Raw genomic sequence first — 21027 nt, forward strand, 5'->3', positions numbered from 1 at the left:
CGCTACGTCTCCTCGGGCTGTAGCTCGTCCGGATCCGTGTCGAGTTCCTCGCCGTCCTCGGTTTCGATCTCGGTGAGGCGGGCGTTCATGATCCGGGTGTTCTCGACTTGCTCGACGGTGATCTCGACGCCGTCGTACTCGATCGACTCGCCCTCCTCCACGAGGCGGCCGGCGCGGTTGAACACGAAGCCGGCGATCGTCTCGAACTCCTCGCCCTCCGGCAGGTCGATCTCCAGCGCGTCGTTGATCTCGTCGATGTTGACCTCGCCGCGGACGCGGACGGTGTCGTCGTCGAGGTACTCGATCGGCTCTTCCTCCTCGCCCTCGAGGATCTCGCCGACGATCTCCTCGATCATGTCCTCCATCGTCACCAGCCCCTCGGTGGTGCCGAACTCGTCGATGACGATCACCATGTGCATGCGGTTCTCGCGCATCTCGGTGAGCAGCTCGTCGACGTTTTTCGACTCGGGGACGTGCAGCGTCGGCTGGATGAAGTCGTCGAGGTCGAGGTCGTCGGCGTCGGCCGCGCCGTAGTTCAGGTCCCGGACCAGGTCGCGGATGTGGGCGACGCCGATGACGTTGTCGAGGCTGCCCTCGTACACCGGCAGGCGGGCGTGGTCGCTCTGGACGCAGGTCTGGATCGCCTCCTCGACGCTGGCGTCCTTCGGGATGCCGGTCACGTCGAGGCGGGGCGTCATCACCTCCTTGGCGATCGTGTTGTTGAACCGGAAGATGCGCTGGAGCATCTCGCGTTCGTCCTCCTCGATGACGCCCTCGCGCTCGCCGGTCTCGATCATGTCCTGGATCTCGTCGCGGGTGACGTAGGAGGTCTCGATGGCCGAGCGACCGCCGGTCACCTTGTTGACGAGGCGGGTGAGGTAGTCGAACGTGACGATCAGCGGCAGGAGGAAGTACTCCGAGAGCTTCAGCGGCCGGGCGATCCGGAGCGCCCACGACTCCGTGTTCTCGACGGCGTAGGACTTGGGCGCGCTCTCGCCGAACAGCAGGACCAGCGCGGTGATCCCGAACGTGGCCCCGAGCACGGCCTCCCCGCGGGAGACGTAGTAGCCCAGCAGCCCCGTGGCGATCGAGGACATCGCGATGTTGACGATGTTGTTGCCGACGAGGATCGTCACCAGAAGCCTGTGGGGGTCGGATTTGAGCTCCTTGAGCGTCTCCGCGCCCGGCTTCCCCTCCTCGACGAGCGCCTCGATCCGGTGTGCCGCCAGCGAGAACATGGCGATCTCCGAGGAGGAGAAAAACGCCGACAGCGCCATGAGTACGACGAGGGTCCCGACACCGATCGCCGTTATCATCGACTGGTCGACGGCGACGCCGAACAGTTCGAGTGCCTGCAACGGTCGCACCGTGGAGAGCCCGGATATACCCATCAACCGCCACCTAACCCTGCCCGGGAATTAACTCTTGTCACCTCGGCACGGACGCCGGGCGACCGTACGGTCACGCTCGTCGGCGAACCACGGCCCTGCCGCGGGCGAAGCCCTTACGGCCGAACCGGTCCCATTGATCGGTATGAGCGACCCGACGATCACGTTCTACCGGCTACAGGCGTGCCCGTACTGCGAGCGCGTGACGCGAACGCTGGACGAACTCGGGCTCGACTACCAGTCCCGGTTCATCGAGCCGATGCACTCGGACCGCAACGTCGTCAAGCGGATCAGCGGCAAGCGCACCGTCCCGGCGATCGTCGACGGGAACACCGGCGTCACGATGAGCGAGAGCGCCAACATCGTGGAGTATCTCGAACGGACGTACGGCGAGGACGGGGGTGGTGCCTGATGGTCGACTTCGAGGTCGTCTCCCTCCCCGAGACCGACCACGTCGACGAGGGCGACACCGCCCCGGACTTCACCCGGCCGCTCGTCAACGACGAGTACTGGGAGGACGCCGCGCTGTCCGACATCGCCGACGACGGGCCGGCCCTGCTCGTGTTCCACCCGATGGACGGCGCGTTCCCGGCGACGTACGTGTGGAACGAGATCCGCGACCGCGGGTGGACCGACGACCTCACCGTCGTCGGCCTCTCGATCTCGTCGCCGTACGAGCACAAGGCGTTCATCGAGGACCGGGGGATCGACGCCCGCCTGTTCAGCGACCCGAAGGCCACCGTCGCCGTCGAGTACGGGATCGCCCACGACCTGGACGGCATGGCCGGGGTCACCGAACCTCGCCCGGCGGTGTACCTGCTCGATGGGGACCGCACCGTCGAGTACGCGTGGGTCGCTGACGAGTGGCCCGCGTTCCCCGACTACGACGAGGTCGAGGCCGCCATCGAGTCGCGCTGATCCGGCGGCGTTGCACCGCGCTCCCGCCTCCCACCGCCCTGCCCGTGACGACACGCTTTTTGCCCGACGGCGGCCACGTTCGGCCATGAGCGACGTGTCGACCGCCGCCGAGGCCGTCAGGAACGGCGATCTGGTCGTCTACCCGACCGAGACGGTGTACGGGCTCGGCGCGGACGCGCTGGACCCCGACGCAGTCGAGCGCGCGTTCGCGGCGAAGGGACGGGACCGGTCGAAGCCGCTGTCGCTCGGCGTGCCGGACGTGGACGCCGCGCTGTCGTACGTCCGCCCGACCGAGCGCGCGGAGCGGTTCATGCGCGAGTTCCTCCCCGGCTCGGTGACGGTGGTCTGCGAGCGAACCGACGACGTGCCGGACGCGCTCACCGCCGGCCGGGACCGCGTGGGGATCCGGATCCCGGACCACGACCTTGCACGCGAGCTGCTCGCCGAAGCGGGCCCGCTGACGGCGACGAGCGCGAACGTGAGCGGCCGGGGCAGCGTCACCCGCGTCGCCGACCTCGACGACGACTTCCTCGACTCGGTCGCCGTCGTGCTGGACGGCGGCGAGACGCCCGGCACCGAGAGCACCGTCGTCGACGTCGAACGGGACGAGGTGATCCGACGCGGCGCGGACGCCGACCGGATCGAGGCGTGGCTCCGGGCGTAGCCGGCTGCCCCTGACGGCGACGGCTACGGCGCGGAGCGGCCCCCGACTGACGGCGGCGTGACTACGACAGCAGCGAGCGGAGCGTCCGCGTTTTCACGCCGCACTCGTCGCTGTACTCGCAGGGGTTGCACTTGTTGCGGTCGTTCAGGCGCGGCGGCGGGCCGTCGAGCGACTCGACGGTGCGGACCGCGGTGCGGTACGCCGCTTTCCGGCGCGTCGTGAGTTGCACCGTTCTGACGATGCCGTGGGCGGGGTACTCCACGTACGCCCGCTTGACCGGCCGTTCGCGCTCCCACGCGAGCGCCTTGGCCGCGGCGACGGCGTGGACGGCGTGGGGTTCCCACACGCCCTCATCGGGCGGCGACCCCGGCGAGACGACCGACGGCCGGGGCGGGTCCTCGATGATCTTGTGCGCGACGCCGCGGCACTCCCGGCCCGAGAGCAGCACGTCGCGGCGCGGCGGGTCGGCGAGCGCGGTCCAGTCGTCGGTCCGGTCGCGGGCACGCCGGAGGTTCCGCCGGTAGCGCTCCGGCGTGGTCTCGGTCGGGAGACCGGCGAATGCGGCGTCCGGTGCGTCTATCAGTTCGCCGTAGCGGTGGGCCAGGTCACGGCGCTCGGCGACGACCGGCGGCGGGTCGCGGTCGCTCCGGCGCGCGTAGTACAGTTTCCGCGGGCAGTACGCGGCCGTCCGCAGGTCGCTGAAGGGGATCACGGTCCCGGTTGGCCGCGGGCCGGTACAAAAAGGTGTGGCGGGGTCGGCCGGCGGCCGCGTCGTCAGTCGTCGTCTTCCTCGGTCGTCGTCCTGTCGATGTCCTTCTCGCCGCGGTAGATCTCCGCGCCGTCCTGTGCGACCTTCTCGGCGAGGACGGCGCATTTCACGCGCATCGGGCTGATGTCGACGCCGAGCATGTCGATCACGTCGTCGCGGTCCATCTCGTCGAGTTCGTCCAGCGTCTTCCCGCGGAGTTCGCCCGAGAGCATGCTCGCCGAGGCCTGACTGATCGCACAGCCGTCGCCGCGGAACGCGACCGCCTCGATCGTCTCGTCGTCCTCGTCCAGTTTCACGTCCATCCGGATCTCGTCGCCGCACATCGGGTTCTCGCCGACGTGGGTGTACGTGGCGTCCTCGATCTCCCCGTAGTTGCGGGGGTTCTTGTAGTGGTCGAGGATCTGCTGCCGGTACATGTCCGAGCCCATTCCCATTGTTGTCGCTCGATACGGGCGGGCCGCGGAAAAGGATTCCGAGCGAGCGGGTCGTCCGTGGGGCGCGTCGGCGGCGAACGCACCCTACACGTCGGCGAAGGGGCCGCCCTTCGCCTCGGCGAGCCGGCGGAACTGGTCGTCCGACAGCGACACGTCGGCCGCGCCGAGGTTCTCCTCCAGCTGCTCGCGGGTGCGCGCGCCGACGATGGGGGCCGTCACCGCGTCGTGGTGCATCAGGAACGCTATCGACACCTGCGCCGGCGTCGCGCCGACCTCGTCGGCGACCGACCGGACGACGTCCAGCACGTCGAAGTGGTCGGCGGTCAGGTAGTGGTCGCGCCAGCGGTCGCCGTCGGAGGCCGTCGAATCGTCGGGCAGGTCGGCGTCGCGCTCGTACTTGCCGGTGAGAAAGCCCTGCGCGAGCGGGCTCCACGGCACCACGCCGATCCCGTAGTCCCGGCACATGTCGAGGTACGACCCCTCCGTCTCCCGGTCGATCAGGTTGTACCGCGGCTGGGCGACGTTGAACGGTTCGTACCCCTTCCGGCGGGCGACCTCGTTCGCCTTCGCGACCTTCCAGCCGTTCGGTTCGAGCGTCGACGTGCCGAGGTAGTTCACCTTCCCCTCCTCGACGAACCCGTTCAGCGTGCGCATGAACTCCTCGACCGGCGTGTCGTCGTCGAACCGATGGGTGTACAGCAGGTCGACGTAGTCGGTGTCCAGCCGGTCGAGGATGCGGTCGATCTGCCGCCGGAGGTGCTTCCGGCCGAGGCCGCCGCCGTTGGGGTCGCCCTCGCGGGTCGGCCAGTAGATCTTCGAGGCGATCACGAAGTCCTCGCGGTCGCGGTCGGCCAGCCAGTTGCCGATCCAGCGCTCGCTTTTGCCGTCGCCGTACACGTCGGCGGTGTCGATAAAGCGGCCGCCGGCCGCCTCGTAGGCGTTCAGCAGTTCGTACGCCCGTTCCTCACCGATCTCGATCGAGCCTTTCGGCGTCTCCCGGCCGAACCGCCACGTGCCGAAGGCGAGTTCGCTGACTCGCGTACCGGTCGACCCGAGGGGGGCGTAGTCGAGTTCCATCGGCCGGATCTTTCGTGACCATCACAAGAAGTCCATCGATACGCCGCGACGGGATCCCGCGTCGACAGGTCGCTCCGAAAACGTTTTTGGCGCGGTGTACGGTAGCTGTTGCCATGCAACGGCTGCCCTCCACCGCCAGCCGCCGAACCGTGCTGTCGACGGTCGCCGCCGCGCCGGTCGTCGGATCGCTCGCCGGAACCGCCGCCGCCCGGACCGACCCCGAGCCGACCATCGAACCGGCGGCCGAACTGGAACTCGACGGCGTCGCCGAGGTCGTCGTCGACGACGACGGGTCGACCGTCTACTGTTCGCTGACGGACGGGTTCGGCGTCGTGGACGCGAGCGACCCGTCGAACCCCGAGGTGCTGTACGAGGAGCGCGGGATGGAGCACGACGGCGACGGGCCGATGGACGACATCATGGACGTGAAGGTGTCGGGCGACCGGCTCGCGGTCGCCGGTCCCAACGCCGGGTTCGGAAGCGACTTCTCCGGCGTGTTCCTCTACGACGTGTCGGACCCGGCGTCGCCCGAGCGCGTCGCCTTCGAGCCGACCGGCCACGGGATCCACAACTGCTCGCTTGACGGCGACCGCCTGTACCTCACCGGCACCGGCCTGTCCGGGTCGCCGGCGATGATCTACGACGTGTCCGACGACGACCCCGAGAAGGTCGGGGAGTGGTCCGCCGCCGACGCCGACGACGCGTGGGCCGACGTGTCGCGCAACTACGCCCAGTGTCACGACCTGTACGGACGGGACGACACGCTTTACGTCGCCTACTGGGACGCCGGCACCTGGGTCGTCGACGTGTCGGACCCGGCGAACCCGACGGCCCGGACCCACGTCGGCGGCCACGACCCCGCGTACCTCGAATCGCTGGGACGCAATCCGACGCCGGAGTTCTTCGAGCTCCCGGGCAACAGCCACTACGTCCAGCCCAACGGCGACGCCTCCGTGCTGTTCGTCGGCAAGGAGGCCTGGAACCGCGAGGATACAGAGACCGACGGTGGCCCCGGCGGGATCGAACTGTGGGACGGCGCGGAGGACCCGACGCTGCGGACCGTCCTCCGGCCGCCCCAGCCCAGCCCCGAGATCGACGGGAGCGGCTGGACCTCCCACAACTTCGGCGTCGACGGCGACCGGCTGTACACCTCGTGGTACGGCGGCGGCGTCCGCGTCTTCGACGTGAGCGACCTCGGATCGCCGCAGCTGCTGGGCGAGTGGCGCGACCCGTCGTCGACCTCCTTCTGGAGCGCCACGCCGCTCGAGGAGGGGTTCGTCGCCGGGAGCTATCAGAACCCGAGCAACTCCCGCGAACAGCGACAGAACGGAGCCGGCGCGAAACTGTACGTGTTCCCCGAACCGGACGGCGAGAACGCGAAGGACGCGCGGACGATGGAGCGCCGCGCGTTCCCGGAGCCGGAGGACGCCGGCGGGGGCGCGCCCGAGACGACCACGACAACGACGGCCGACACGACGACTGCACCGGCCACGACGACCGCACCGCCGACCACCACGGCGACGGGCGGTACGACCGCCACAACCGGCGACGGGACGACCGCCGGCGGCGACACGACGCCCGACGAGGGGTCCGGCGACGACGGCGGTGACGGCGACAGCGACGCCGGCGGCCAGCCCGGGTTCGGAGCGCTCACGGCGCTGGTCGGCGGCGGCCTCGGGCTGTGGCGGTACGCGAACGGCGACGAGGAGTAGCGGGCGGCGGTCGGGGTCGGTCGCTTCGGCGACGCTACGCGAACAGCTCCCGCGCGGCGTCGATCGCCTCGACCAGCCGGTCGACCTCCTCGCGGGTGTTGTACACGTAGAACGAGGCCCGGACGGACGCCGGGACCCCCAGCTTGTCGTGGAGCGGCTGGGTGCAGTGGTCGCCCGCGCGGACGGCGACGGCGAAGTCGTTGCAGATGCTGGCGAGGTCGTGGGCGTGGACCCCCTCCAGGTTGAACGAGACGAGGCCGCCGCGCTCCGGGCCCGGCGGCGGGCCGTACAGCTCCACGTCGTCGTGCTCGGAGAGCCTGTCGTAGGCGTACTCGGTGAGTTCGGCCTCGTGGCGCTGGATCCGTTCGACCCCGATGTCCTCGGTGTAGTCGACGGCCTCGGCCAGCCCGACGCCCTGCGCGATGACGGGCGTCCCGGCCTCGAACTTCCAGGGCACGTCGGCCCACGTCGAGTCCTCGAACGTGACCTTCCGGATCATCCCGCCGCCGTAGTAGTGCGGCTCCATCTCCGCCAGCAGTTCCTGCTTGCCGTACAGGCAGCCGATCCCCGTCGGCCCGGCCATCTTGTGCCCGGAGAAGGCGTAGAAGTCGGCGTCGATCGCCTCCACGTCGACCGGGCGGTTCGGCACGGCCTGCGCGCCGTCGACGAAGGCGTACGCGTCGTGGTCGTGGGCGATGTCGGCGATGTCGCCGACCGGGTTGACCGTGCCGAGCGTGTTCGAGACGTGGACGACGCTGACGAGTTCGGTGTCGTCGGTGATCAGCTCCGCAGCGTGGTCCATGTCGAGGCGGCCGTCCTCGGTGACCCGGATGTACTTCACGTCCGCGCCGGTGCGCTTGCCGATCTGCTGCCACGTCACCAGCGACGCGTGGTGCTCCATCTCCGTCGTCACGATCTCGTCGCCGGGACCGAGTTCGTTCAGCCCCCAGGCGAAAGCGACCAGGTTCTCCGCCTCGGTTGTGTTTTTCGTGAACACCAGTTCCTCGCGGCCGCCGCTGGCCCCGACGAACTCGGCCACCTTGTCGTGGGCCTCCTCGTAGGCGAGCGAGGCCTCCTGGCTCAGGTGGTGGATGCCGCGGTGGACGTTCGCGTTCGTCGTCCGGTAGTAGTCGGCGATCGCGTCGACCACCCGGTCGGGGGTCTGGGTCGTCGCGGCGTTGTCGAGATACGCCACCTGATCGCCGTCGAACTCCCGCTGGAGGATCGGGTACTCCTCCCGTATCGACGCCACGTCGAGCGGCGCGGACTCGCTGGTTTCCATTGGGCGAAAGGACGGTCTGGAGGCAGAACACTCCTTCGGTCCGCCCGGTCGCAAATAAATATCTTTCCACGCGTTGCGGACTCGGCGACCCGCTGGCCCCCTCTAATAGGGCGGCCACACCCGTTCGAACCGAGATGACTGCCATCGAAACCGACGGCCTGACGAAGCGGTTCGGCGACCTCGTCGCGGTCGACGACGTGAGCCTCGCCGTCGACGAGGGCGAGGTGTTCGGCTTCCTCGGCCCCAACGGCGCGGGGAAGTCGACGACGATCAACATGCTGCTGGACTTCGTCCGCCCCACCGACGGGTCGGCGACGGTGCTCGGCCACGACGCGCAGGCCGAGTCCAAGCGGGTCCACGAGCGCGTCGGCGTGCTCCCGGAGGGATTCGACCTGTACAACCGGCTGACCGGGCGCAAGCACGTCCGCTTCGCCATGCGTGCGAAGGGGATCGACGGCGACCCTGACGCGATCCTCGAACGGGTCGGCCTCGGCGGCGACGACGCCGGGCGGGTCGCCGGCGACTACTCGAAGGGGATGCGCCAGCGCCTCGCCTTCGGCATGGCGCTGGTCGGCGACCCCGACCTGCTGGTCATGGACGAGCCGTCGTCGGGGCTGGACCCGACCGGCATCAACGAGATGCAGGAACTGGTCCGGGCGGAGGCCGAGCGCGGGACGACCGTGTTCTTCTCCAGCCACATCCTCGAACACGTCGAGGCGGTCTGTGACCGCGTCGGGGTCATGAGCGAGGGCGAACTCGTCGCCGTCGGCACGCTGTCGGAGCTGAACGAGCAGTTCGGGAGCGACGCCCGCCTCGACCTGACGCTCGACTCGGTCCCCGAGCGCGCGGTCGAGCGGCTGCCCGACCTCGACGGCGTCAGCGGCGTCGACCGCGACGGCGACCTGCTCTCCGTGCGCTGTACCGACCCGGCGGCGAAGGCGACGGCGATAAACCGCGTCGAGGAGGCCGGCGCGACCGTGCGCGACATCGACGTCCAGGACCACGACATCGACGAGCTGTTCGCGCGGCTGACCGGCGACGGGACGGCCGCCGACGCGTCGACGGGCGACGCCGACGCTGACCGCCGCGAGGCGGAGGTGGTCGCATGAGCGAGCACGGCGAGCGAGTGCGGGGACGCCGGGCCGACGGTCCGGAGGTGGTCGCATGAGCGTCTCCGTCGTCGCCCGGAAGGACTTCGAGGACGCGCTCCGCTCGCGGATGCTCTGGTCGCTGACCGGCCTGCTCGCCGTGCTGATCGCCGTCGGCTACGTGGCGGTGTGGAACTGGGGTCACGACACCACCGCCGAGGCGATGGTCGGGTTCCTCTCCCTGCCGCTGCAGGTGCTGGTACCGATCTCGGCGCTGATCGTCGGCTACATGGCGGTCGTCGGCGAGCGCCGCTCGGGCAGCATCAAGCTTCTGCTCGGCCTGCCCCCGACGCGCGGCGACATCGTGTTCGGGAAACTCGTCGGGCGCAGCGGCGTCGTCGCGGTGGCCGTCCTGACCGGCTTCGCCGTCGCCGCCCTGCTCTCGCTGGCGCTGTTCGGTGCCCTCCCCCTCGCCGCGCTGGGCGGCCTGCTGGTCGCGACGCTGCTGCTCGGCCTCGCGTTCGTCGGCATCGCCGTCGGCGTCTCCGCGGCGTCGGCCTCCCGTGGCCGGGCGATGGCGGCGACCGTCGGGACGTACATCGTGTTCATCGGGTTCTGGAAGCTGCTGACGGCGGGCGTCTACTACTTCGCGAACGACGGCGCGCCGTCGCTCCCGATCGAGGGGCCGTATCTCCTGCTCGAACGGCTCAACCCGATGCAGGCCTTTGCCGTCGTGGCGACGGAGCTGACCGGGCGGGACGTGTTCCCGGTGCTGTTCCAGTACGGCGTCGGCATCCCGACTGTGCCGAGTAGCGAGCTGTCGACTGCCGTCCCTGGCGACCTCCCGTTCTACCTCGAACCGTGGTCGGCCGTCGCGGTGCTGGTCGCGTGGTTCGTCGCCCCGATGACGGTCGGCTACCTGCGGTTCCGGGCGGCCGACCTCGGGTGAGGCTTATGCCGTTCCCGCCCTCAGGGGCGGTATGGCGACGAAACGTTCGTTCGGCGTGAGCCTCCTGTTGCTCGGTGTCGCCTTCGCCGGCGTCTTTCACACCGTGGCGGCCCTGGCGTTCGACAGCGGTCTCTTCGTCGTCGGCATCGCCGTGACGGCGGCGTCGCTGCTCGGCATCGTGCTCGTGAACGTCTCGATCACCGGCCCGCCGAAGGACGACTAATCAGCCCAGCGACAGCAACTGCGCGTGCAGCGTCGACTCCACTTCGAGGACGTTCCGCTCGTCGACGAACCCCTCGTCGATCGCCAGTTCGACGGCGTCGCGGCCGACGATGTTGGCGACCGTCGCGCGGGCGAGGCTGTCGACGACGGTCGCCTCGTCGACGCGCTCGCCGCCGTAGAACTCCTCGCTGACGGTGAGCGACACTTCGCCCTCCTCGAACGTCTCGCCGATGAGCCCGTCGTCGCAGACGGCGACGAGCAGTCCTTCCTCCGTCTCGCGCTCGTTGACGATCACTCTACCAGCTCCTGCTCGGCCTCCTTGCGTAGCTCCTCGGCCTCCTCGACGATCTCCTCGGCGCGGTCGTACTCGCCCAGCTCCTCCAGCGCGCGGGCCTTCTCGTCCAGCACGGCGGCGTTGCGCATCCCCAGCCGGATCGCGTTGTCGATGCTGTTCAGCGCGTCCTCGGCCAGCCCGCGCTCCAGCAGGAAGAAGCCGCGGTTGTACCACGCCTGCGCGAACCGCTCGTCGATCTCGACGGCGCGCTCGGCGTGCTCCAGCGCCTGCTCGCTCCGCCCGGACTCCCACAGCGCGTACGCGAGGTTCGTCTCCGCGCTGGCGGCGTGCTCGCTGGAGTCGTCGATCGACAGCGCCTCGCGGTACGCGCCGATGGCGGCGTCCCACTCCTCCAGTTCGGCGTGGGCCGCGCCCTTGTTCGTCCAGGCCTCCTGCTCGACCGACTCGTCGTCGGCGAAGCGGGCCGCGCGCTCGAACGCGTCGGTCGCCTGCTCGTAGCGGTTGATCCGGACGTACTCCAGCCCCACGTCGACAAGCGAATCGGCGTCGACCTGGTCGTCGGCCATGGCTGACTCGTCGAGCAGGTCCGACACGACCCGCGAGTCGACGGGGTCGACCTTGTCCGGGTCCACGTCGAGTTCCGGCGGGTCGAGGTCGAACTCGTCGTAGGGGTCGCCAAAGCCCTGCCCCTCGGAGAACTGGTGGTCGTCGCGTTCGTCAGTCATGGCCGTCGATACGCCGGGAGTGTGGTTAAGCCCTACGAACGAGAAAGCCCTCGAAATCGCCTGGCGGCGATTTCGTCGCCCTTTCTATGTCCTCCACGACGCCCTCGGCTCCGCCTCGGGCGTCGGTCCAGGCCCGCTAGTCTGCGCGAGTCGCGGCGGTCGCCGCGACACGCTCCGAGCGCCTGCCCTTCCCCGTCCGCTGGCGGCGCTCGGCAGGGCCTCGCGCACGCCAGCGCGGCCAGTTGGCAATGTCGGCCGAGCGTTGTAGGCCGTCGGTTTGGTCACCGATCCGGTAACCACATCGGTTGCAACCAAACCGGTCCGCGCGGCGTACTTTCAAGCCCTGCGCGGCCGTACCGCCGCCATGCGACTGTTCGTCAGCGTCGACCTGCCCGACGATCTCGCGGACGCGGTCCGGGAGGGACAGGAACTGTTCGAGGGTGCGAGCGGGCTGAACTTCACCGACCCCGAGCAGGCCCACATCACGATGAAGTTCCTCGGCGAGGTCGACGAGTCGCGACTGGACGAGGTGACCGCGGCCGTCGAGCGCGGGGTCGACGCCGCCGAGGTCTCGGGCTCGTTCCCGGCGCGATTCGCCGGCCTTGGCGTGTTCCCGCACCTCGATTACATCAGCGTCGTGTGGCTCGGCGTCGAGGTCGGCAGCGACGAACTGGCGGCGCTCCACGAGGGGATCGAGGCGGAGACGACGGCGGTCGGCTTCGACCCGGAGGACCACGACTTCACCCCGCACGTCACGCTCGCCCGGATGGAGCACGCGGGCGGCAAAGAGCAGGTGCAGGAGGTCGTGGAGAACCGCCACCCGACGGTGGGCGAGATGGTCGTCGACGAGGTGCGCCTCACCGAGAGCGTCCTGACCGACGACGGGCCGGAGTACTCGACGGTCGAGTCGTTCCCGCTGTGAGGCGGCGGAAAGCATTTGGCACGGGGGTTTCACGGACGAGCCGTGCGAACGAAACATCACACCGCGCTGCTCGTCCTCCTTGCGGTGTCCGCGGGATGCGTGGGTCTCCCGACTGACGGGGCGACGACCGCGGGCGTGACGACGGACGAACCCGTACACTCCGCACCCGGGACGACAGGGATGGCGACGGACGCGGTGACAACCGCGCGGACGACGACCGCGATGCAGGTGAACGACGACCGCGGCGGCCAACTCATCGCCACCGTCGTCGACGATCCGCCGACGGACGCCGACGTGGCCGACTACGACGAGGCGAACGTCTCCGACGGCCGGATCGACTACGCGGTCGAGATGGCGACCACCGACGACGAGTACAACGAAAGCTACGCCGAGCCACTCCCGCCGGGCGAGGCCGAGGCCGTGGCCGATGTCCTCTCTTCGTTGCCCGTCCACGAGGACGGCGGCTACGGGTACTACGTCCGCTACGCGAACGAGACGGTCCGGCTCGTCGTCCGATTCGACGACTGACGGACGTGCCGTCCCGCACCGCCCGACTGCAAAGGAACAAGATTTTAAGCGGGCGTGGGGTAGATGGGGCCACTATGGGTAAGAAATCGAAGGCCAAGAAAAAGCGGCTCGCGAAGCTCGAGAACCAGAACAGCCGGGTGCCCGCCTGGGTCATGATGAAGACGGACATGGAGGTCCAGCGAAACCCCAAGCGGCGCAACTGGCGGCGTAACGACACCGACGAATAATGAGCGCCAGCGACTTCGAGGAGCGGGTCGTCACCGTTCCGCTGCGCGACGCGAAGGCCGAGGCAAAGCACAAGCGCGCCGACAAGGCGATGACGCTCGTCCGCGAGCACCTCGCCCAGCACTTCTCCGTCGAGGAGGAGGACGTGCGGCTTGACCCCTCGATCAACGAGGCCGTCTGGTCGCAGGGCCGCAAGAACCCGCCGAGCAAGCTCCGCGTCCGCGCCGCCCGCTTCGACGAGGAGGGGCGGGGCGTCGTCGAGGCAGAGTACGCCGAGTAACTTTGCTCCGCGCCGCGTTTTCCGGGTCGTCGTACGTCGGTGTGTTCGCACGCGCGACTGACCAGTGTCTGCTGATCCGCCCCGACACCCCCGACGCCCTCGTGAGCGACATCGAGGACGAACTCGACGTGCCGGCCGTCCCGACGACCGTCGGCGGGTCGAGCACGGTCGGCGCGCTCGTCGCCGGCAACGCGAACGGGCTGCTCGTCAGCCGCCAGCTCCGGGAGATCGAGCGCGAGCGGATCGAGGACGCCGTCGACGTGCCCGTCACGGAGCTGCCCTCCCGGCTCAACTCCGTCGGGAACGTCGTGCTGGCCAACGACGCCGGCGCGTACGTCCATCCGGACCTCTCAGACGAGGCCGTCGACACCGTGGCGGACGCGCTCGGCGTGCCGGTCGAGCGCGGCGAACTCGCCGGCGTCCGCACCGTCGGCACCGCCGCCGTCGCGACGAACGACGGCGTGCTCTGTCACCCGAAAACGACCGACGGCGAACTGGACTTTTTGGAGGACCTGCTCGACGTTCACGCCGACATCGGCACGATCAACTACGGCGCGCCGCTGGTCGGCTCCGGCCTCGTCGCCAACGCCCACGGCTACGTCGCCGGCGACGACACCACCGGTCCCGAACTCGGGCGCATCGAGGACGCGCTCGGCTACATCGACTGAACGCCGTCCGGCGGTCGGCGGGCCACAGTTCCGTTTCCTCGCCGGCACAGGTAGGAAGATACTTCCGGCGCAAGGTCGGATGGAGCAGTATGAGCGAGTTTACTGTCAGCGGTCGATTCCAGAGCCGAGACGGCTGGGACCGGTTCGAAAAGACGGTCGACGCCGAGAACGGGAACGTCGCCGAGGAGTACGTCTACTCCCGGCTCGGTAGCCACCACGGGCTCAAGCGCACGCAGATCGACGTTTCGGAGGTCGAGGCACAATGATGGGCGGTGGCCAGCAGGAGCTCCAGCAGATCTCCCAGGAGATCCAGGAGATCCAGGAGGAGGTCGAGACGCTCGAAGAGGAGGTCGAGGAGCTACAGACCGAGAAGTCGGAGATCGACGAGGCCATCGAGGCCATCGAGACGCTCGAGACCGGCTCGACGGTGCAGGTACCGCTGGGCGGCGACGCCTACCTCCGCGCGGAAGTGCAGGACATCGACGAGGTCATCGTCGGGCTGGGCGGTGGCTACGCCGCGGAGCGCGAGCAGGACGACGCCGTCGAGACGCTTGAGAACAAGAAAGAGCACGTCGACGAGCGCATCGACGACGTGAACTCGGAGATCGCCGAGCTGGAGGCCGAGAGCGAGGAGCTGGAGCAGCAGGCCCAGCAGATGCAGCAACAGCAGATGCAACAGCAGATGCAGCAGATGCAGGGCGAGGACGACGACGAGTAACGGGCGATGTTCGACAGCCTGAAGGACAAGCTCGGCAGCTTCCGCGACGACGTCGAGGAAACCGCCGAGGAGAAAGCCGAGGACGCCGACGCGGAGCCGGCCGACGACGCTGACGCCGAGACGGACGGCGTCACCGCCGACGAGGCCGACACCGCCGAGCGCCCCGAGAGCGAGGCCGCGGTGGCCGACGCCGAGTCGCCCGAGACGGCGACGGCAACCGGCGCGGAGCCGGCCGACGAGCGGGGCGTCGCGGACGACCCGGCGGTCGACGACGAGGCCGCCGGCTCCGAAGCCGGGGCTGGCGACGCGGACGCCGACTCCGACGCTGCCGACGACGACGGCGGTACCGGTTTCGCGCGCAAGGCGAAGGCGGCCGCCACCGGGAAGTTCGTCATCGAGGAGGAGGACCTGGAGGACCCTCTCTGGGAGCTGGAGATGGCGCTGCTGGAGAGCGACGTGGAGATGAGCGTCGCCGAGGAGATACTCGACACGCTCCGCGAGGAACTCGTCGGCGAAACCCGCGGGTTCACCCAGAGCACCGGCTCCGTCGTCGAGGACGCGCTGCGCGAGGCGCTGCTGGAGGTCATCAGCGTCGGCCAGTTCGACTTCGACGAGCGGGTCGCCGCGGCGGACAAGCCGCTCGTCATCATCTTCACCGGCGTCAACGGCGTCGGGAAGACCACCACGATAGCGAAGCTCTCCCGCTACCTCGAACAGCGGGGCTACTCCTCCGTGCTGGCGAACGGCGACACGTACCGCGCCGGCGCGAACGAGCAGATCCAGAAACACGCCGACGCGTTAGACCGGAAGCTCATCTCCCATCAGCAGGGCGGCGACCCTGCCGCGGTCATCTACGACGCCGTCGAGTACGCCGAGGCCAACGACGTGGACGTGGTGCTGGGCGACACGGCCGGCCGCCTCCACACCGACGAGGGGCTGATGGACCAGCTGGAGAAGATCGGTCGGGTCGTCGGACCGGACATGACGCTGTTCGTCGACGAGGCCGTCGCCGGGCAGGACGCGGTCCAGCGCGCCAAGCAGTTCGACGAGGCGGCGACCATCGACGGGTCGGTTCTCACGAAGGCCGACGCCGACCCGCAGGGCGGCGCGGCGATCTCGATCGCCCACGTCACGGGCAAGCCGATCCTCTTTCTGGGGACCGGGCAGGAGTACGACGACATCGAGCGGTTCGACCCCGACGAGATGGTCGAACGCCTGCTTGGGTAACGGGGCGGCACGGACCCCAGCGCAAGCAGTCGGCAACTGCACCCGCCTCTTCCGCGACGCCGTTCTTGCGGTGCTGTGGCGTGCTCTTCTTGGCCGAACGTCAAGTCACGGACTCGTCCCGAGTAACTGACGACGATACCCGGTACTGCTGTACGCCGGTCGGCACGGCTCGCCGGGGCATTCCGTTATCTTTTTGATACGAACTGTGCAATCCTCACCGGACCCGAACGGTCGCACTTCCGATGACAGACGATCCGACCGTCCTCATCGTCGACGACGAGGACAAGCTCGCCGATATGTACTCGCTGTGGCTCCGGCGCGAGTACGACGTACGGACCGCAAACGACGCCCGCGACGCGGCGGACGCGCTCGACCAGTCGGTCGACGTGCTGTTGCTTGACCGCCGGATGCCCGGCGTGTCGGGCGACCGCCTGCTCGACGAACTGGCCGACACCAGACCGTTCAGCGTGGTTCTGGTCACCGCCGTCGACCCCGACTTCGACATCGTCGACATGTCGTTCGACGACTACCTGCCGAAACCCGTCCAGCACGACGACCTGACGGCCGCGATCGAACACCAGCTAACCGCACAGGAACACGGCGAGACGCTCCGGACGTACTTCGCCGCCCGCGCGAAACTCGGCGCGCTCGAAGCCCGGAAGCCCGCACACGAACTCGACCGGAACGACGCGTACGCCGACCTGCGGTCGCGGGCCGACGGTCTCGAATCGACCCTCCGTGGCTCCGTGCCCGGGTTCGACGAACTCGTGGCTGGCTTTACGGCCATCGACCGCGGGACGTAGCCCGAGAAAAAGGCTTTAACGCGGCGGTGCCGTAGGTCGCGGTAATAATGGTACTCGACGATCTCGGGAGTTCGCTGCGGGGCACGCTCGACAAGCTCCGCGGGAAGTCCCGAATCAGCGAGGAGGACGTCGAGGAGGTCGTCAAGGAGATCCAGCGCTCGCTCCTGCAGGCCGACGTCGACGTCTCGCTCGTGATGGACCTGTCGGACAGCATCAAGGAGCGCGCCCTGGAGGAGGAACCCCCTTCCGGCACTACCGCCCGGGAGCACGTTCTCCGGATCGTCTACGAGGAGATGGTCGACCTCGTCGGCGAGAGCACCGAACTCCCCCTGGAGGAGCAGACCATCCTGCTCGCCGGCCTGTACGGCTCGGGGAAGACGACAACCGCCGCCAAGATGGCGTGGTGGTTCTCGAAGAAGGGCCTCCGCCCGGCCGTCATCCAGACCGACACCGACCGCCCCGGCGCGTACGACCAGGCCAAGCAGATGGCCGAGCGCGCCGAGGTCGACTTCTACGGCGACCCCGACGCTGACGACCCCGTCGCGATCGCCGAAGAGGGCCTCGAAGCGACCGAGGACGCCGACGTGCGTATCGTCGACACGGCCGGCCGCGACGGGCTCAACGAGGAACTCATCGACCAGATCGAGGAGATCGAGGCCGCCGCGAACCCGGACCGCAACCTGCTCGTCATCGACGCCGCGATGGGACAGAGCGCCAAGGACCAGGCCCAGGAGTTCGAGGAGTCGATCGGCATCGACGGCGTCGCTATCACCAAGTTAGACGGGACGGCGAAGGGTGGCGGCGCGCTCGCGGCGGTCAACGAGACCGGCTCCTCCATCGCCTTCCTCGGCACCGGCGAGGAGGTGAAGGACGTCGAGCGGTTCGAACCCGACGGCTTCATCTCCCGCCTGCTCGGGATGGGCGACCTCAAGCAGCTCACCGAGCGCGTCGAGCGCGCGATGGCCGAGAGCCGCGAGGAGGACGACGACGACTGGGACCCCGAGGACATGCTCCAGGGCCAGTTCACCCTCCGCGACATGAAAAAGCAGATGGACGCGATGAACCGGATGGGACCGCTCGACCAGGTGATGGACATGATCCCCGGCCTCGGCGGCGGCGTCAAGGACCAGCTGCCCGACGACGCGATGGACGTGACCCAGGAGCGCATGCGCTCCTTCGAGGTCATCATGGACTCGATGACCGAGGACGAACTGGAGAACCCCCGGAAGATCGGCCAGAGCCGCACCGAGCGCATCGCCCGCGGCAGCGGCCAGCCCGAGGACCGCGTGCGCGAACTGCTCCAGCAGCACAAGATGATGGAGCGCACCATCAAGCAGTTCCAGGGCATGGGCCAGGGCGACATGGACATGCAGCGCATGATGAAGAAGATGCAGAACCAGGGCGGCGGCGGTGGCGGCGGCATGGGCGGGATGGGCGGCGGCGGGGATTTCCCGTTCTAAGACGACCTTTTTCCCGCTCGGGTGCGCCTGCGGCGCACCGCTCGCGGCAAAAATGTCGATCAAAAAGGCCGGACGCGGCCGTCGGCCGCGTCCGGGGAAACGCCGCCTCCGGCGGCGTATGCTTGATACTGAACCGCCTCGCTCCGCTCGCGCGGATGCTGACAGCAGACCGCCTGCCCTCCCCCGTCGCCGGACACGCGCCGCGGAGCGGCGCGGTCCGGCGGGGCCGTCGGAATAGTCTCGCATCGCAGTTTTCCTTCCCGGAGACGAAACCGTAATCCGGTTCGTCGAGTGTATTCACAGCAAAATGGTCGAAACCAAGCTGATCAACGTGCTGATCCTGTGGTTCGTCGCCGCGACGTTCCTCCAGACGTCCTCCGGGTCGGGCGACGGTCCGCTGCTGCTCGGCATGAGTTTCCTTGCGCTCGGTCTCCTCTGGGCGATACCGGCCTATTTCGTCGTCAGACTCTTCGGCGCGGTCGGTGCGCTCGACTGACCGCTACCGCGCGTTCAGCGTCTCGACGATGGCGTCGAGTTTCTCGTGGTGCGTCGCGGTTCGCGGCGCGGACAGCGGCGAGACGCTCACCTCGCCGTCGACGATGGCGCGGCGGTCCGAGCCCTCGTCGTAGCGGTCCCGGACCTCGTCGACGTTCGGCAGGGGGTTCTCGTAGCCGACGGTGTGGGGCCAGAACTTGTCGCGGAGTTCGACGTAGCGCTCGCCGTCGTCGACCGTCACGTCGTCGGGCGCGTCGGCGTCGTGGTCGACCAGCACGTCGAAGTCGTCGTCGGGGTGCGTGACGCGGATCCGGGGGTCGGTCGCGCCGATGGGCGCGTTGACGTTGAGCAGGTCGACCGACTCGAACACGCTCGCGTCCAGCGAGCGCTCGATCAGTTCGCGGGCGACGCGGGCGGGTTCGTCGAAGTCGTAGTCGGCGGGCGGATGCGGGAAGAACTCGACGTTGTGGTACGCCGAGACGGCGACGGCGGGCGTGCCGAGGAACGCGGCCTCCATCGCCGCGCCGACGGTGCCCGACCGGCCGAGCACGTACGCGCCCATGTTCGGCCCGTGGTTGCAGCCAGAGACGACGAGGTCGAACTCGCGGTCGAGGCCGCGCAGGCCGTAGGCGACGCAGTCCGCGGGGGTGCCGGCGAGCGCGTAGCCGAACTCGTGGTCGACTCGCGTGGCCGCCGACGTGCGCTTGCGCCCGACCCCGGACTGGTTGTCGGCGGGCGCGACGACCGTCACGTCGCCGACGGACTGTAACTCCTCGCGGAGGACCGCCAGCCCGTCGCCGTCGATGCCGTCGTCGTTCGTCAGGAGGATATCGGTCACGGTGGTCTGGAATCCGTTCGCGCGCCCCTAAGGCTGCCGATACCCCACCGAAGCCGCCTCGTTTTATCCACCCCGGGGACGTGGCACCGTCCATGAGCGTCCGCGAGGTGGCCGTCGACGCCTACCGGGAGGCGCTGCCGGTGCTCGCCGCGAGCGCGGTCGGGGGGCTGTTCGCGGGGGTCGTTCTCGGCGGGATGCAGGCGGAACTCCGTCGGGTGTCGGGGCTGCTCGTGCTGGTGCCGGCGCTGCTCGCCACCCGCGGCAACGTGTACGGCGCGCTCGGCGCGAAGCTCTCCTCGGCGCTCCACCAGGGTCTGATCGACCCGACGTTCGACCCCGACGACGAGCGGCTGGTCGCCGCCCTCACCGCCGCGATGGCCAACGGCGTCTTCGTGAGCCTCTTCGCCGCGGTCGTCGCCTACGGGACGCTGGTCGTCCTCTCGCGCCCCGTGGCGTCGCTGGCGACGCTCGTCGGGATCGCAGCGATCGCCGGTCTGCTGTCCGGGGTCGCGCTGACCGTCGTCGTCGTCGCCGCGGTGTTCGTCGGCTTCCGCCGGGGGCTGAACCCCGACACGCTGGTCGGGCCCGTCGTCACGACGACCGGCGACGTGTTCGGGATGGCGATGCTGCTGGTCGCCGCCAGAACCGTTCTCGCGCTGGGGGGTGGCTGAATGCGGGTCGCCGGAGGGAGCTGAATGGCGGGGGACCGGAGCGGGACGTGGACGGTCAGGGGGATCGCCAGGGCGATGCTTCCCCTGCTGGCGGTCCTGACGGTCGTCGAGGTGGGCAGCGGGCTCGTCCTCGACACGTTCGAAAACCAGCTACTGCGCTACCCTGCCCTGCTCGTGCTGGTGCCGGTCACCATCGGCACCGCGGGCAACCTCGGCAGCATCCTCGCGGCGCGGCTCTCGACGGCGTTTCACCTCGGCACGCTCTCGTTTGCGCCCGACGACGACCGCCTGCTGGGGAACGCGGTCGCCACGGTCGCCCTCGCGCTGACGACGTTCCCGGCAGTCGGGGCGAGCGCGTGGGCCGTCACCTCCCTTTCCGGCGGCGCGGCGCTCGGCGTCGGCACGGTCGTCCTCGTGGCGACGGTCTCGGGCGCGGTGCTCGCCGTCCTCGCGGTCGCCGTCACGCTGGTCGCCACCTACGCCGCCTACCGGCTCCGGCTCGACCCGGACGACGTGGTGATCCCGGCCGTGACCAACGTCTGTGACGTGCTCGGCGTGCTCGTCCTCTTCGGGGCCGTCCGCGTGCTGGTCTGACGCGGCGCGCTCCGACGACGCGCCGCCCCCGTCGACTGCGGAAGCCAGAAGGGTCAAGTCCCGCCACTCCCCGAG

28 protein-coding genes are annotated in these 21027 nt (G+C 69.3%); 20 read left to right on the forward strand and 8 right to left on the reverse strand.

The annotated features are described in order from the left end of the window. Nucleotides 1-2: 2 nt before the first annotated feature. Entirely contained in the window at nt 3-1391 is a 1389-nt protein-coding gene (locus D8896_RS00810; protein WP_121820175.1) for a hemolysin family protein, read from the reverse strand. Between the two features lie 142 nt (nt 1392-1533). On the opposite strand from D8896_RS00810, the gene D8896_RS00815 reads away from it, so the two are divergent. The 3 genes from D8896_RS00815 (at nt 1534) to D8896_RS00825 (ending at nt 2970) form a co-directional block, all read left to right on the forward strand. Continuing rightward, entirely contained in the window at nt 1534-1800 is a 267-nt protein-coding gene (locus D8896_RS00815) for a glutaredoxin family protein (protein WP_121820176.1), read from the forward strand. Then, the gene (locus D8896_RS00820; RefSeq protein WP_121820177.1) at nt 1800-2306 is read left to right on the forward strand and encodes a redoxin domain-containing protein; all 507 of its coding nucleotides are present in this window, start codon (nt 1800-1802) and stop codon (nt 2304-2306) included. Before D8896_RS00815 ends, D8896_RS00820 begins: the two co-directional genes overlap by 1 nt. An 85-nt stretch (nt 2307-2391) precedes the next feature. After that, nucleotides 2392-2970: an L-threonylcarbamoyladenylate synthase gene (locus D8896_RS00825; protein ID WP_121820178.1), complete on the forward strand. Its 579-nt coding sequence runs from the start codon at nt 2392-2394 to the stop codon at nt 2968-2970. Between the two features lie 61 nt (nt 2971-3031). On the opposite strand, the gene D8896_RS00830 is transcribed toward D8896_RS00825, so the two are convergent. From D8896_RS00830 to D8896_RS00840, 3 genes are all read right to left on the reverse strand, one after another. Beyond that, nucleotides 3032-3682 (reverse strand): CRISPR-associated protein Cas4, encoded by a 651-nt coding sequence (locus D8896_RS00830; protein WP_121820179.1) that lies wholly within the window; start codon nt 3680-3682, stop codon nt 3032-3034. A 62-nt stretch (nt 3683-3744) separates the two neighbouring features. After that, on the reverse strand, nt 3745-4173 hold the full coding sequence (gene sufU / locus D8896_RS00835) for a Fe-S cluster assembly sulfur transfer protein SufU (RefSeq protein ID WP_121820180.1): 429 nt from the start codon (nt 4171-4173) through the stop codon (nt 3745-3747). Nucleotides 4174-4257: 84 nt separating this feature from the next. Then, nucleotides 4258-5250, reverse strand: a complete 993-nt coding sequence (locus D8896_RS00840; RefSeq protein WP_121820181.1) for an aldo/keto reductase — start codon at nt 5248-5250, stop codon at nt 4258-4260. Between the two features lie 113 nt (nt 5251-5363). On the opposite strand from D8896_RS00840, the gene D8896_RS00845 reads away from it, so the two are divergent. Beyond that, a complete protein-coding gene (locus D8896_RS00845) occupies nt 5364-6962 on the forward strand; it encodes an LVIVD repeat-containing protein (protein WP_121820182.1) in 1599 nt (532 codons plus the stop codon). A gap of 34 nt (nt 6963-6996) precedes the next feature. Here the strand turns inward: D8896_RS00845 and D8896_RS00850 are convergent, their stop codons facing one another. Further along, the gene (locus D8896_RS00850) at nt 6997-8244 is read right to left on the reverse strand and encodes an aminotransferase class V-fold PLP-dependent enzyme (RefSeq protein WP_121820183.1); all 1248 of its coding nucleotides are present in this window, start codon (nt 8242-8244) and stop codon (nt 6997-6999) included. Between the two features lie 134 nt (nt 8245-8378). Between D8896_RS00850 and D8896_RS00855 the strand changes: the two genes are divergently transcribed. From D8896_RS00855 to D8896_RS00865, 3 genes are read left to right on the forward strand one after another with little or no spacing between them, the layout of a single operon-like run. Then, the gene (locus D8896_RS00855; RefSeq protein WP_121820184.1) at nt 8379-9353 is read left to right on the forward strand and encodes an ABC transporter ATP-binding protein; all 975 of its coding nucleotides are present in this window, start codon (nt 8379-8381) and stop codon (nt 9351-9353) included. Nucleotides 9354-9408: 55 nt separating this feature from the next. Continuing rightward, complete coding sequence (locus D8896_RS00860; RefSeq protein WP_121820185.1) at nt 9409-10281, forward strand: ABC transporter permease subunit; 873 nt, start codon at nt 9409-9411, stop codon at nt 10279-10281. A gap of 31 nt (nt 10282-10312) precedes the next feature. After that, nucleotides 10313-10504, forward strand: coding sequence for a hypothetical protein (locus D8896_RS00865; RefSeq protein WP_121820186.1), 192 nt, complete (start codon nt 10313-10315; stop codon nt 10502-10504). On the opposite strand, the gene D8896_RS00870 is transcribed toward D8896_RS00865, so the two are convergent. Both D8896_RS00870 and D8896_RS00875 read right to left on the reverse strand, forming a co-directional pair. Further along, on the reverse strand, nt 10505-10798 hold the full coding sequence (locus tag D8896_RS00870) for a DUF424 domain-containing protein (protein ID WP_121820187.1): 294 nt from the start codon (nt 10796-10798) through the stop codon (nt 10505-10507). Further along, the gene (locus tag D8896_RS00875; protein WP_121820188.1) at nt 10795-11523 is read right to left on the reverse strand and encodes a tetratricopeptide repeat protein; all 729 of its coding nucleotides are present in this window, start codon (nt 11521-11523) and stop codon (nt 10795-10797) included. The genes D8896_RS00870 and D8896_RS00875 overlap by 4 nt, the downstream gene beginning before the upstream one ends. 364 nt (nt 11524-11887) lie before the next feature. Here D8896_RS00875 and thpR point away from each other — a divergent pair, with 364 nt between their 5' ends. The 11 genes from thpR to D8896_RS00930 all read left to right on the forward strand — a co-directional run bounded on the left by thpR (nt 11888) and on the right by D8896_RS00930 (nt 18850). Further along, nucleotides 11888-12445 (forward strand): RNA 2',3'-cyclic phosphodiesterase, encoded by a 558-nt coding sequence (thpR, locus tag D8896_RS00880; protein WP_121820189.1) that lies wholly within the window; start codon nt 11888-11890, stop codon nt 12443-12445. Nucleotides 12446-12487: 42 nt separating this feature from the next. After that, nucleotides 12488-12973, forward strand: a complete 486-nt coding sequence (locus tag D8896_RS00885; RefSeq protein WP_121820190.1) for a hypothetical protein — start codon at nt 12488-12490, stop codon at nt 12971-12973. A 74-nt stretch (nt 12974-13047) separates the two neighbouring features. Then, on the forward strand, nt 13048-13200 hold the full coding sequence (locus tag D8896_RS00890) for a 50S ribosomal protein L39e (RefSeq protein ID WP_121816662.1): 153 nt from the start codon (nt 13048-13050) through the stop codon (nt 13198-13200). Beyond that, a complete protein-coding gene (locus D8896_RS00895) occupies nt 13200-13478 on the forward strand; it encodes a 50S ribosomal protein L31e (RefSeq protein ID WP_121820191.1) in 279 nt (92 codons plus the stop codon). Before D8896_RS00890 ends, D8896_RS00895 begins: the two co-directional genes overlap by 1 nt. 2 nt (nt 13479-13480) lie before the next feature. Further along, on the forward strand, nt 13481-14146 hold the full coding sequence (locus tag D8896_RS00900; RefSeq protein ID WP_121820192.1) for a translation initiation factor IF-6: 666 nt from the start codon (nt 13481-13483) through the stop codon (nt 14144-14146). An 89-nt stretch (nt 14147-14235) separates the two neighbouring features. After that, a complete protein-coding gene (gene rpl18a / locus D8896_RS00905) occupies nt 14236-14412 on the forward strand; it encodes a 50S ribosomal protein L18Ae (RefSeq protein WP_121820193.1) in 177 nt (58 codons plus the stop codon). Then, nucleotides 14412-14864: a prefoldin subunit alpha gene (gene pfdA / locus D8896_RS00910; protein WP_121820194.1), complete on the forward strand. Its 453-nt coding sequence runs from the start codon at nt 14412-14414 to the stop codon at nt 14862-14864. Before rpl18a ends, pfdA begins: the two co-directional genes overlap by 1 nt. A 6-nt stretch (nt 14865-14870) precedes the next feature. Further along, nucleotides 14871-16091 (forward strand): signal recognition particle-docking protein FtsY, encoded by a 1221-nt coding sequence (gene ftsY, locus D8896_RS00915; RefSeq protein WP_121820195.1) that lies wholly within the window; start codon nt 14871-14873, stop codon nt 16089-16091. A 242-nt stretch (nt 16092-16333) separates the two neighbouring features. Beyond that, nucleotides 16334-16894 carry a response regulator gene (locus D8896_RS00920; protein WP_121820196.1) on the forward strand — a complete coding sequence of 187 codons (561 nt, stop codon included), beginning with the start codon at nt 16334-16336 and terminating at the stop codon, nt 16892-16894. Between the two features lie 47 nt (nt 16895-16941). After that, on the forward strand, nt 16942-18354 hold the full coding sequence (locus D8896_RS00925; protein WP_121820197.1) for a signal recognition particle protein Srp54: 1413 nt from the start codon (nt 16942-16944) through the stop codon (nt 18352-18354). Between the two features lie 307 nt (nt 18355-18661). Further along, entirely contained in the window at nt 18662-18850 is a 189-nt protein-coding gene (locus D8896_RS00930) for a hypothetical protein (protein ID WP_121820198.1), read from the forward strand. 3 nt (nt 18851-18853) lie between these two features. On the opposite strand, the gene surE is transcribed toward D8896_RS00930, so the two are convergent. After that, a complete protein-coding gene (surE, locus tag D8896_RS00935; RefSeq protein WP_121820199.1) occupies nt 18854-19687 on the reverse strand; it encodes a 5'/3'-nucleotidase SurE in 834 nt (277 codons plus the stop codon). Nucleotides 19688-19779: 92 nt separating this feature from the next. Here surE and D8896_RS00940 point away from each other — a divergent pair, with 92 nt between their 5' ends. After that, nucleotides 19780-20358, forward strand: coding sequence for a magnesium transporter (locus D8896_RS00940; protein WP_121820200.1), 579 nt, complete (start codon nt 19780-19782; stop codon nt 20356-20358). A gap of 24 nt (nt 20359-20382) precedes the next feature. After that, the gene (locus D8896_RS00945; protein ID WP_121820201.1) at nt 20383-20952 is read left to right on the forward strand and encodes a magnesium transporter; all 570 of its coding nucleotides are present in this window, start codon (nt 20383-20385) and stop codon (nt 20950-20952) included. The last annotated feature ends 75 nt before the right edge of the window (nt 20953-21027 follow it).

Source organism: Halostella salina (assembly GCF_003675855.1).
GTDB classification, from domain to species: Archaea; Halobacteriota; Halobacteria; order Halobacteriales; family Natronoarchaeaceae; genus Halostella; species Halostella salina.

Bases quoted from the DNA above. Each gene is read 5' to 3' on its own strand.
- sufU (WP_121820180.1), bottom strand. From the start codon at position 4,173: ATGGGAATGGGCTCGGACATGTACCGGCAGCAGATCCTCGACCACTAC.
- ftsY (WP_121820195.1), top strand. From the start codon at position 14,871: ATGTTCGACAGCCTGAAGGACAAGCTCGGCAGCTTCCGCGACGACGTC.
- D8896_RS00825 (WP_121820178.1), top strand. From the start codon at position 2,392: ATGAGCGACGTGTCGACCGCCGCCGAGGCCGTCAGGAACGGCGATCTG.
- rpl18a (WP_121820193.1), top strand. From the start codon at position 14,236: ATGAGCGAGTTTACTGTCAGCGGTCGATTCCAGAGCCGAGACGGCTGG.
- D8896_RS00850 (WP_121820183.1), bottom strand. From the start codon at position 8,244: ATGGAAACCAGCGAGTCCGCGCCGCTCGACGTGGCGTCGATACGGGAG.
- D8896_RS00890 (WP_121816662.1), top strand. From the start codon at position 13,048: ATGGGTAAGAAATCGAAGGCCAAGAAAAAGCGGCTCGCGAAGCTCGAG.
- D8896_RS00855 (WP_121820184.1), top strand. From the start codon at position 8,379: ATGACTGCCATCGAAACCGACGGCCTGACGAAGCGGTTCGGCGACCTC.
- D8896_RS00875 (WP_121820188.1), bottom strand. From the start codon at position 11,523: ATGACTGACGAACGCGACGACCACCAGTTCTCCGAGGGGCAGGGCTTT.
- D8896_RS00820 (WP_121820177.1), top strand. From the start codon at position 1,800: ATGGTCGACTTCGAGGTCGTCTCCCTCCCCGAGACCGACCACGTCGAC.
- D8896_RS00840 (WP_121820181.1), bottom strand. From the start codon at position 5,250: ATGGAACTCGACTACGCCCCCCTCGGGTCGACCGGTACGCGAGTCAGC.
- D8896_RS00810 (WP_121820175.1), bottom strand. From the start codon at position 1,391: ATGGGTATATCCGGGCTCTCCACGGTGCGACCGTTGCAGGCACTCGAA.
- D8896_RS00930 (WP_121820198.1), top strand. From the start codon at position 18,662: ATGGTCGAAACCAAGCTGATCAACGTGCTGATCCTGTGGTTCGTCGCC.
- D8896_RS00945 (WP_121820201.1), top strand. From the start codon at position 20,383: ATGGCGGGGGACCGGAGCGGGACGTGGACGGTCAGGGGGATCGCCAGG.
- thpR (WP_121820189.1), top strand. From the start codon at position 11,888: ATGCGACTGTTCGTCAGCGTCGACCTGCCCGACGATCTCGCGGACGCG.
- D8896_RS00860 (WP_121820185.1), top strand. From the start codon at position 9,409: ATGAGCGTCTCCGTCGTCGCCCGGAAGGACTTCGAGGACGCGCTCCGC.
- pfdA (WP_121820194.1), top strand. From the start codon at position 14,412: ATGGGCGGTGGCCAGCAGGAGCTCCAGCAGATCTCCCAGGAGATCCAG.
- D8896_RS00920 (WP_121820196.1), top strand. From the start codon at position 16,334: ATGACAGACGATCCGACCGTCCTCATCGTCGACGACGAGGACAAGCTC.
- D8896_RS00895 (WP_121820191.1), top strand. From the start codon at position 13,200: ATGAGCGCCAGCGACTTCGAGGAGCGGGTCGTCACCGTTCCGCTGCGC.
- D8896_RS00865 (WP_121820186.1), top strand. From the start codon at position 10,313: ATGGCGACGAAACGTTCGTTCGGCGTGAGCCTCCTGTTGCTCGGTGTC.
- D8896_RS00925 (WP_121820197.1), top strand. From the start codon at position 16,942: ATGGTACTCGACGATCTCGGGAGTTCGCTGCGGGGCACGCTCGACAAG.
- D8896_RS00845 (WP_121820182.1), top strand. From the start codon at position 5,364: ATGCAACGGCTGCCCTCCACCGCCAGCCGCCGAACCGTGCTGTCGACG.
- D8896_RS00815 (WP_121820176.1), top strand. From the start codon at position 1,534: ATGAGCGACCCGACGATCACGTTCTACCGGCTACAGGCGTGCCCGTAC.
- D8896_RS00940 (WP_121820200.1), top strand. From the start codon at position 19,780: ATGAGCGTCCGCGAGGTGGCCGTCGACGCCTACCGGGAGGCGCTGCCG.